The following is a 10,846-nucleotide window of genomic DNA, read 5'->3' on the forward strand; positions in this document are numbered from 1 at the left end:
GGTCTATTTGATAGAAACTCCTTTTTTGATCCCCCCATCCGCCCTGTCGGGCACCTTCCCCCGGAGAGGGGAAGGCGATCCTGCATAGTTCTGAATGGTACTCAATATGAGAGGATCACTCAGCGCTATCGCTGCATCAAGGCTACAGTTTTTTATATTAAAATCAATCGCTCCTAAAATTTTTGGAGTAATAGGCATGACTCGCTTCTTTCAGAACAACCCGGCGCTAATGGAAGATATAATTTCCATTTTAAATCGACCATTATCCGTCGACGAGATGCAGCAAATTGCAGACAGAAGGGGGCGATTCAAGCTACTAAGATTAGATTATCTTCAGCTTGGAGATACAGCAGGAGCATACCTGTTAAGAAGTCTTCGGGATTCAAACGTTCTTGAATCACTGTATGTACCTCAGAATCGCCTTGGTTTGGAAAGCGCCAGAGCCATTAAAGAGTTGCTGGAGACAACAACTACACTCCAGGATATGGACTTGCAATACAATAATTTCGGCAATCAGGAGGCTGCTTTAATTTTTGAGGGCTTGCGTCACAATACCAGTATGAGAAAGTGCAGTTTATGGTTGAATCAGATTGACGATCAGGGGGTTAGAGTAATTGCTGAATATTTGGCCAGCAATCCACCACTATTGTCACTAAGTCTGGGTAGGAACCCGATAACAGTGAATGGGTTGCAAGAGCTGGAACTAGCCATTCGGGATAATACCCATCTGTTGGAATTTACTGAACCATTTCATATGTATGATGCAAATAAAAGCGCTTATCAGGCCGTCTCGCAAAGAATAAAAAGCACTTTATCAAGAAATCGGGAAATGAAAAAAGAGAGTCTGATTCATTCGCTGGTCAATAATCCCTTATTGTCTCAACAAGACTTTGAGGATTTTGTACCGACATTAAAGGATTTGATTCATGTTTTGGAATTAATCAAATACAGCCTTAATGATTGGAGAGGGAGAGTAGTATTACGTGACATAATCGACCCATTAAAGAGATACCGTGGATTGGGACAATACAGAGAAGCTAAGGCTTACCTTCAACAAACAGTTCCTTCCCTTCAACCTGTAGCAATAATACAAACAGAGCTTCGTGATTGCTTAAGAATAAATTAACAAGGAAGAACTCATAGTCCGTATCAGGCGGAGCCGTAATACGGGAATGGGACTGTTGCCACTTCGATCCCGTATTACGCTTCGCTAATACGGGCTACGGGGCTACGCGGGTTGCGAATTGATTTAACAAGCCCAGCATTTGTTGTTTATCAAGCTGGTTGTGGGACAACAAGTCTGGGATTAATTCACCATTACTGTTGTAAAAACGCATGGCGGGTACGCCCAGTATGCCGTAAATCTGGCGTATCGATGCAACAGCAGGTGATTTGTCACTGATATCCACGCGCAGATTAACTGACCCTTGCATGGCTTGAACAATGTCCGGTTGATTAAATACTTTGGCATCCATAGCGCGGCAATCGCTGCACCAGCCGGCATAAAACTCGACAAAAACAGGTTGATGCTTTTCCTTGGCATGTGCCAGTTCCTGTTGTAATTCCTGCATGGAGTGGACCATGGTAAAGCCTGCGGGAGTCGGGGTGTGCATGGGCATGACTCGAGCGACCATCCATACCGCCAGCAATAACATGATGATGCCAAACAATTGCTTGATGCGTATCATCCAGGCGCCTGATTTTGGTAAAAAGCGACCATAGCCTGCGCCAACAAGAAGTAAGGGCAAACCCATGCCCAAGGCCATGACAAATAAAAGCAAACCGCCTAATCCCGTTTGCCCGCTTTGGCTAATGAAGGTCAGGACCGCAATCAACGGTGCGGTAACGCAAGGGGAGACTATCAGTGTGGACAAGATACCCATGAGTCCAGCGGCAATAAGACCACCTTGCCCCTGTCGCATGCGCGGTTGTAACCAGGCTGGCATGCGAATTTCAAATAAACCAAACATGGATAAGCCCAACAACACAAACACCAGGCTAAAGCTGATAATCACCCAGGGTTGTTGCATCAGGGTTTGCACGGTACTTCCTAAATATCCCGCCAGCATGCCAGCCACAGCATAAGTAATAGCCATGCCCATAACGTAACTTAAACTCAAGCGGAAAGAGCGGCCGGTGGTCAAATTATCCTGGCCAACAATGATACCGGATAAAATGGGGATCATGGGTAACACACAGGGGGTAAAGGCCAATAAGATGCCTAAACCAAAAAACAGGGCTAAATAGACCGGAGCGCCATGTGTCCCTATTAATTGCCCAATAGCTTGCGGATCGGCTAATGATAAAGAATTGGCCTGTAAGGGTTCGGTAATTACCCCGGCGGTTATCATTAAAATAATGCTTAGTAGTTTATTCATGTATCAATCCTTAACAGATGAATGACGTTGCGTAGGACTATTAGTCTATCCTGAATTGAGACCGGGCTACAAACCCTGCCAGTATTCAGTGAGATTTCGTAGCCCGTATTAGGCGTAGCCGTAATACGGGAATTGGTTCATTACCACTTCGATCCCGGCTGCAAGCAGACCGGGCTACAAACCCTGCCAGTATTCAGTGGGATTTCGTAGCCCGTATTAGGCGTAGCCGTAATACGGGAATTGGTTCATTACCACTTCGATCCCGTATTACGGCTAGCGCCTAATACGGGCTACAGTCCTACCGGGTTTTTGAGAGGCTTTCAGACCTGTAAAAATAGCACACTATTCAGATGGCTCAGAAAGTTATATTCTATTGATGTGATGTCTGTCTCAATTGTTGCCTTCCAATTAAAACTCATTTTAAGGAATATCATGTTAGGGAAAATAGGTCGTGCAGGGGTTTTATCTGTTCTGTTTACTTCGCCTGGTTTTGCAGGATTTTATGTGGGTGGAGCTGTTGGGCCTGAAGGAGCGTCTTTTTCTCAAAAATCTCATGTGGTTGGTAATAATACAAATGCCCCCGCAGGGGTCTTCGAAGTAGGGGCTTCCAATCATTTTTCAGGAACCGGAGTCTTTGGCAGTCTTTTTGGTGGTTATGCCTGGCATTCGCAAAAGTATTATCTTGCCGGCGAAATCAATGGCAATCTCAGCTCTGTTAAATACGAATTAACAAACGATGAGTACATTCATTCCAATTTTGCCAAAACAACCTTCAGAATCAGAAACAGTAAAGGCATAAGTTTATTGCCTGGGTTCTTCCTTTCAGACAGCACCCTGTTTTACGGACGTATTGGTTACAGCAATGGACAGGTGAAAATCTCTGAAGGTGCTGATCCATCGATCATGAGCATGAGTAAAAATGCCAATGGTATTCGTTATGGTGTAGGTATCAGACACGCCTTTACACCACAATGGTCTTTCATGATGGATTACAGCCAAATCAATTATTCTCATTTGATCAGTTATACTTATGATCCCTTTGGAATGGTAGCAAAAACAGCCAAAATTACCCCAAACACAGCACAACTTGCTTTGGGCGTGATTTATAGTTTTGACAAGCCTGTAGTGATGACAAAATAGCGGTTGTAAAATGGGTAAAAACTCATTCAGGAGCTCCTTAACTTAACGTGAGTTTCGGATAAGAACGTTGTTTGAGCCAGTGTTTACTTCGATGCCGTTCGGGCTGAGGAAGCGCGATAGCGCTGTCTCGAAGCCTTGGCACAGTGCTAAGGCTTCGAGACGAGGCTACCGCCTCTCCTCAGCCCGAACGGCATCGAAGTAACGACCGGATAAAACAAGCTTCTTATCCGAAACTCACGTTAACTTAATGGCAGCGCCCCTACCAGGGAGAGCTCCTCTGACCTAGTACAGTTTATTCAGATCCTGGTAAGACGGTTGCACAACATGTTTATTGGTTTCTTCAAGCAGTTTTCGATATGCGCTACTGATCAAATTTCATAAATGTTTGCAAATGTCAATACGAAGATATACATGGTTTTTTGTGTTTAAAATTTAATTAAAATGAGCATAAATTAAGTTGGCAATTGTAATGACAATTGGACCAGAATTAAAGGAGACATTATGTTCGCTGATAACTATACAGAAAACAGGACTTTAACTCATAGGGAAAAAGAAGTATTGCATTGGCTGGCATTAGGAAAAACAGCTGAAATGACAGCGCAGATATTAGATATAAAGCAGAGAACTGTTAAAGCGCATATAGTTAATATTAAACAAAAAATTAACTGCTGCACTCTTTTTCAGTTAGGTTGTTACTATGCCAAGGTTTTAATGTGACAAGGAATGGTGTAGCCCGGTCTGCTTGCAGCCGGGATGGTGCCACTTCGATCCCGGCTGCAAGCAGACCGGGCTACGGGACTGTGCCATTCCCGGAACCACGTCGTCCTGAGCGCGTCTTTTTGCGCGAAGGATCTCCTGAAAGCGGCATGGTGCCAGTATTTGGAGATCCTTCGAGCAAAAAGACGCGCTCAGGACGACGTAGATCGGGTTACAGGTTGTCTTTATTTTAATCTATTGGTTTTTTATTTGATTGTTTTGTGGTATTGTGTCGCATGTCTTATGCATTTGTAAGGTTAATAATGAGTTGTCTGGCGCTTCCCTTTGAATTTTTGGATCCTTCTACGGTTATTTCCGTATCGCTTGACACTATTTTTTCACCGGTTCCTGGTCATGCTTATGTGAAAAATACTGCGGGGCTATATCTTTGGTGTAACGAGAAGCAAGCCCAGGTACTTTCCCTGCAAGAGCGTAATTTGATACTAGGGAAATCGGTATATGACCTCTGTGATTCATCTACAGCCGACTTTCTTGCATACAATGACGCATTAACCATTAATTCCAGAGAAGAAAAACAATTTGTTGAACGTGCCTGTTTTAATAATGGCCAAAAGGTTACCGTTGTTTCTGCTAAAAAACCGTTAATCAATAAAGACGGTGAAGTCATTGGTATCTTTGGTTCTTCTTTCATGATACCTCAAATGAGTAATGAAGAGAAAATCAGCTTATTGATCCAACAAGGATTAGCACCCAAAGAAGCTCAATCCTTATTTTATTTTGTCAATGGTGAAACTTCTAAAGAAATTGCCAGACGCTTTGATGTGTCGTTCCGTACTGTTGAAAAATACCTGGAAAACGTAAAAATAAAATTAAATATTTTTAACCGCGCCCAGCTTTTTGAGTTCGTGAATCAGATTTGTCAGTCAGGTTTTTAAGTTGTCGCCCCTGGAACCACGTCGTCCTGAGCGCGTCTTTTGGCGCGAAGGATCTCCCGAAAGCGGCATGGTGCCACTTCGATTCCGGCTGCAAGCAGACCGGGCTACACACCTTGCCAGCTTTCAGGAGATCCTTCGCGCCAAAAGACGCGCTCAGGACGACGTGGTTCTTCGTAAGACCAGATAATACAGAAGGAGTTGTGTTATAATTATACAACAGAAAAACTTTAAGTATATTCATTAAGGTTCATAAAATGGGATTCCAACCGTCTCTTCTTGCCATTGTAGTCGGTGATGACGAAAGCAAAAATCAGTTCAGAACACAGTTATATGAACATAGTGAATTCAAACGTGGGCCTGTTGCTATAAATTATGAGAATGAACAGGAGGGCACTACTGAAACTATGTTGGTTAATATGAGTAATATGTTAGTGAACATAAATCGTATGAGCCATGAGGATGATAATTATGTACCCCCAAATTGGATTAAAAGAATTCATATGGTTGTTCATATAGTTGATCCGCAACAAACATCTCCCACTCAACTTGAGTTTCAATTTGCAGCAATCAGAAAAAGTTCGCCACACTTACATCATGTTGTTTATTTTATTAATCCTAACCATGTTGAAGCCAGTGCATTTGATGAATTGTTTCATTCATTAGGTATAAACCAGGTTTATCATTCTTCAGAAACACCTTCAGTTCATGCTCTATTGGAAGATGCAGCCAAAAATTACAGCAAAAAAACTGCTTTTTACCCACCGCCATATTCTCTTGTATCTGTAAGTGTGGATTCAAATGATTACATGCTTTCAGGCGAATTATATAAAAAGGATGGTATGAGGAGTTTCTATCAAGATGAATATGATCATCGTAAAGAACCACTGCCTTTGGAAGTATTAATTCCTAATAAATTTCGCCAGGCGATTAAAAATAATGATTATGACGTTTTGAGAGCTAATCTAATCGCTTTAACTCAGGATGTACGTTCGCGATGGGATTATGATGCACAGGATTTTTTAAGCTTTCTTTATCAGGCAGTGCAGGAAAATCGGATTGATATTCTTTTATTACTGTATGCTTATTTACCAGATTTAGGCATAGAACTTCCTGGTAAAACTCCTATAGAATTTATACGCACGATACAGCAGAAGATTGAATCCGATACAGGAAGAGTTAAAACAGAAGTAGAAGGCGGTTTTTTTGTTCGCAGCTTTCAGGATATTAGCTCATTTAGCTTATCTCCACAGGAGATGCAAAAAATAGAGGAATTTAACCCAGAGCTTATTAAACAAGGCCATTTTAGCCCTCAAAAACACCTGAATGAGGTACCGCAGTTTTTTTCAGGACTAGAAAACTCTGATTTTAAAACAAGGCAACAGCTACAGTATTCTTATGCAAAATTTATCAAAAAAATGGAATCATTTATGGAAAGTTTAGCTCAAAATAAATTTGAGCTTCCCCAAAATTCCAATACTGCGAAAGCTCCCTCTCGGAGGAAGCGTCTAATCGATGGACTTACATATCCTTTTCAAGCTCATCCCGTTACTAACAAGCGAGTTACCAGAGAAAATTTTCAGAATTCCTTAGTCTATAAACGATTAATTGACGCTGTGGATGATAATAATGAATATTTAGCAGAAAAATGCCTGGCAATTTTCCGTAACAAAGATATTTCTTTGGATGCGGTATTAAATTACGCATCTGATTTCGCTCTACCAGCAAGGCAAATGTCTATATTGAGTCGATTGTTTTCCAAGGATAGTCTATCAATTTTAAAAGTATTGTGTTCTAAGCCGGATACATTAGTTTTAGTGCAAAACCATATACGTGACAACAATCTGGTATCCAGAACACTCTACAAAAATGAACTGTCATCCAGTGAATTATTACTGGCAATCCTTAATAATCCCGAGCAGGCATTAGCTATGTTACATTCTGAACGTACATTAGCTGTGATTAGTTCTTCAGAGGATCTCATGCCTGATTACACTGCTGAATCTATGGAACGAGGATTTTTGAATCCGCTGGATTCATTATTTGAATCAATCTTTAGTCTTTCATCCAATCTGAACAAATTCTCGGGCAATTTAGCATTACGACAAAAAGTTGCGGACTTTGTAAGAGAGAACATACCTCGCTCCAGCGTGTTACAACAGTTGTATTTACCTTTGGCGGAAGCCCAGCAAAGAATGATAACTAAGGGTATAGGAAGCATAGAAAACTCCCCGCAATCGGTAAATGTCCAAAGTATGGAATTACCTGGCGTGAAATATCTGTTTGGTTTGTTAACATTGGATAGGGTATATCAATTTCGCAGTAAACGAACTGGTAAACCCTTTTTCCTCAAATTATTTCCCCATGGGATAATTTCCATTGCAGAAAATGAAAGCGAGCTGGTGCAGGCAAAAAAGCGAGATACTAAAACAAATCCCGAAAAAGATGTGCCGGAACAACCAAAAGAACAGAAAAAGAAAGAAAAGAAAGAAATATCAGAACAATCGAAAGGGGTAGTTGTTTATTCTGGCAAAAAGGGCGATTTGAAACATCCGACAGGTTCTTCGGTAAAAATTACCTCTGAACTGGCAAACCGTGCACGGTTTTTTGACAATAAGGCCCTACAAAAAAGTGTGCCTGTGGTGCCTTCGCAAACTCCTAATATCCTTTCTGATGGAAAGCGTTATATTCCTGTTTCATTCGACACTAATCAATACAGCCATCACGGTTTCTGGGGAAGTTATAAAACTTATGGTGCTCCTCCCAAAGATGACCCTAAAACAACATACAAAGCGGCTGTTACCGGTGCGTGTATGGTAGGTACGACTTTGTACGGTCGCATGCTTAATGACAAAGGAGAGGTGGTGCAATCCATACGCTTAACCCATCCCAACGAGGCAATCCCGCCAGGTTTCAGAATGGACAGAATCGATTGCCCCTTCGCATCCCATGTTTATGAACACTATAATTTCGCCATGTTGCGTGAAACCATTCCCTTTATCCAAAGTACTTTGGAACCGGGAGCTCCCTTGTATTATGACTTACCCACCACGAATTACTTAATGTATGGGATGAAATACTATTTGAATGGCCTGATGTCAGAAACACTGTTTATTGAATATGTTGCAACCATCAAAGCACATGATGCGCTGATCAGAGGGCAACTGCATCAACTGGAAGAAGAGTTTGGATTGACTATTATTCCGCGTTCAACCCTTGATGATTTGGGATTCAACCATATGACTGGTGAAGAACTGCTTCGTTATATGCATCATTCCATACCGGATGAAATGCGTCAGGCTGATTATCAAAGCCAGGCTGCGTGCCTTGCGCAAGCCATGATCAAAGCTCTGGCGTCACAAACTGGAACTATTGGAACACTGTATAGCAATATTCCTCAAGATTACACAGCCAAAGACGAAGATCCGCTGCTGGCCTTAAGCCGTCTGGATTATGCAGCCCTTTATGCCTATGCCAAATTGGAACGTGCCAACCGAACCAATTCCCCACCGGGCGATCACGACATTCTGGGTTTTATGCCCCAGGACGAAGTGCATGTTTTTCAAAGCTACGCCAAATTATTTGCCCAGCAGTACGGCAGCCTCGATGCCATAGACTGGTTACCCACGCTGATGCCACAAAATGCCAGCGCTGAAGCATCAAAACTTTTTTATGTAGAAGAGGGCATAGACGAGTTGAATCAACTCATCGATTCCGGGCTGGTACACCTGCAATCCATGCTCGCCAGCGCAATCACTACGGACAATCCGCAACTCTACATGGCGACCTTGCAAAAGATTATTGAGTGTTTATCCACTGCGGAACAGGAAAATCAGCGAACGGTGCGTAGCCCGTATTAGGCGATAGCCGTAATACGGGATCGAAGTGGCAATTTCCCGTATTACGGCTATCGCCTAATACGGGCTACGACTCTACAACTTAAGGCTGAGCTATTTCGGTTTGTTCCACCTGTTCCGTTGATACCGTAGCCGCTCTGGCTGGCCTGAAAAACTTTATAGAAGACAGTTGTTGCGGACTCAGCAGTGCAAATAATTGATTCATTATAACCTGGAAGAATTTTTTACTGCTGATAAAAGGTTGCGGGAACTGATATGCTTCAACAAGGGCTTGATGATTGTCACTTTTTGTTTGAGCCCAGTTGGGGACCATATTCTGCATAAAGGCATTTACTTCAGCCATAAAAAGATGGGGATTGGCAAAGTAAGCCCTTAAACAATTCTGTAAACGCTCAAAGGAACCAGCCTGTTCAGGATGATCAAATCCTATATTACTTTTACCCATTTTAAGCCTATTCTTTTCCAGCCTGTTAATATTATCCATTTGAAACGGGTGATGTGAGGGCAGGTAAAACAGGGGAATTCCCATGTGTATGGCTTCGTAAGTTGTGCCTAAACCTGGAGGAACGAACAGGGCGCTTGCATCCGCAAGATGGTGCTGGAATTCCGCTTGTTCCATGGTTGGCTTGATCTCAACTCCTTCTGCTGAGGGCAAGGCGGGGTTAAGCGCATTTAACTGTGTTGCATTGGCACAAAACAGATAACGATATTGAGGGTATTCTTGTTTCATAGCCAACAGCAAGGTATAACAGCCACGAATGTAAGCTTCTTTATCTTGTGCGCTGACTTCTGGTGACGTGCCACCAGACAGTTGGAATACAATTTCATTCTTGCGGATATGATCTGCTTTGGGCGCAGGTAATATCATGGGAATACCCAGAACCTGGGTTTTTTCCTGAACAGATTTGGGTAAGCGCGCAATGTCTTTGGTGATTTCCCAGTCAGGTCGGCAAAATACTTTATCGGCCAGAAAATAGCCAGCTAATTGAAAGGCAAATACATCTTTGTCTTTTAATGAGTTGAGCATGTCTCGCGCTGCGTCATATTCTTTTGCTTCTCTTAATACATATAAACCAAGAATATATTCTGATATTTGATTCATAGGCAGGCGCGTGTTTTCCAGCCATAGAGACAAAAGATTGCAATAATATAGGGTTGGAATTTTATGCAGCCAGGCTTCAAATAATTGTTCGGGTTCATAAAAACTAATCAAACAGTCAACTGCAGCCCAATCAGACTTAGATTCAATAGTCAATCCAAGGTCCAGGTTATTTTGATTGAAAATTCGCACACTTCCAGTATCAATCAGTGAAAAAGTCACATTATTAAAAAGCGCTTTAACCTCTCGGGCAATTAGAAACGCATAGGAAGTAGGGCAGAAACCATAATCTTGAGCACTAATGACAACTTTCATAAATATTGCACCTTGGGTAAAAAATGGTTATTTATAACACAAAGATTTTTGATTGTCATACACAGGTTTTGTGCCGCAACAAAAATTCCGCTTCCTGACGGTCGCGGCTCGGTTTCCGGTGCACGATGAAGTCAACACGAACACACGAAAACCGAGCCGCGACCGTCAGGACATTGCGTTATACACAACTATTATCTATTTGTTCAATTTTCATCCATGGCATGGAAAGTTATCCAAGCCATGGAAAAATCACGCATACGCTGTAAGCCTTGCCACATAACCTTTGGCCCGGGAAAACCATCTGATTTTCTGGCAAGGAAGCCACCTAATTTGGCTATCATAATAATCATCTCATGAAGTGTTGGTGGTTTTTGGGGAGGTTTTGTTTTTTTAAGTACAGCATAAACA

Annotated in this window: 8 protein-coding genes; 5 read left to right on the forward strand and 3 right to left on the reverse strand. The window is 42.2% G+C overall.

All coding sequences use genetic code 11. The features are described 5' to 3' along the window. The first annotated feature begins 196 nt into the window (after positions 1–196). A complete protein-coding gene (locus tag B094_RS0112185; RefSeq protein ID WP_018578091.1) occupies positions 197–1,126 on the forward strand; it encodes a leucine-rich repeat domain-containing protein in 930 nt (309 codons plus the stop codon). A 94-nt stretch (positions 1,127–1,220) separates the two neighbouring features. Here B094_RS0112185 and B094_RS0112190 read toward each other — a convergent pair whose 3' ends face one another. Beyond that, the gene (locus tag B094_RS0112190; protein ID WP_018578092.1) at positions 1,221–2,378 is read right to left on the reverse strand and encodes a cytochrome c biogenesis protein CcdA; all 1,158 of its coding nucleotides are present in this window, start codon (positions 2,376–2,378) and stop codon (positions 1,221–1,223) included. 432 nt (positions 2,379–2,810) lie between these two features. On the opposite strand from B094_RS0112190, the gene B094_RS0112195 reads away from it, so the two are divergent. From B094_RS0112195 to B094_RS0112210, 4 genes are all read left to right on the forward strand, one after another. Further along, entirely contained in the window at positions 2,811–3,518 is a 708-nt protein-coding gene (locus tag B094_RS0112195; protein WP_018578093.1) for an outer membrane protein, read from the forward strand. Between the two features lie 501 nt (positions 3,519–4,019). Then, a complete protein-coding gene (locus B094_RS0112200) occupies positions 4,020–4,235 on the forward strand; it encodes a helix-turn-helix domain-containing protein (RefSeq protein WP_018578094.1) in 216 nt (71 codons plus the stop codon). Positions 4,236–4,537: 302 nt separating this feature from the next. Beyond that, on the forward strand, positions 4,538–5,170 hold the full coding sequence (locus B094_RS0112205; RefSeq protein WP_018578095.1) for a LuxR C-terminal-related transcriptional regulator: 633 nt from the start codon (positions 4,538–4,540) through the stop codon (positions 5,168–5,170). A 254-nt stretch (positions 5,171–5,424) separates the two neighbouring features. Continuing rightward, positions 5,425–9,027 carry a hypothetical protein gene (locus B094_RS0112210; RefSeq protein ID WP_018578096.1) on the forward strand — a complete coding sequence of 1,201 codons (3,603 nt, stop codon included), beginning with the start codon at positions 5,425–5,427 and terminating at the stop codon, positions 9,025–9,027. Between the two features lie 79 nt (positions 9,028–9,106). Here B094_RS0112210 and B094_RS0112215 read toward each other — a convergent pair whose 3' ends face one another. Together B094_RS0112215 and B094_RS16220 are read right to left on the reverse strand one after the other, a co-directional pair. After that, positions 9,107–10,438, reverse strand: a complete 1,332-nt coding sequence (locus B094_RS0112215; protein ID WP_018578097.1) for a hypothetical protein — start codon at positions 10,436–10,438, stop codon at positions 9,107–9,109. A 203-nt stretch (positions 10,439–10,641) separates the two neighbouring features. Then, positions 10,642–10,846, reverse strand: a 205-nt coding sequence (locus B094_RS16220; RefSeq protein WP_018578098.1) for an IS4 family transposase, incomplete at its 5' end; no start/stop codon positions are given.

Origin of the sequence: Legionella shakespearei DSM 23087 (assembly GCF_000373765.1) — a bacterium.
GTDB lineage: Bacteria > Pseudomonadota > Gammaproteobacteria > Legionellales > Legionellaceae > Legionella > Legionella shakespearei.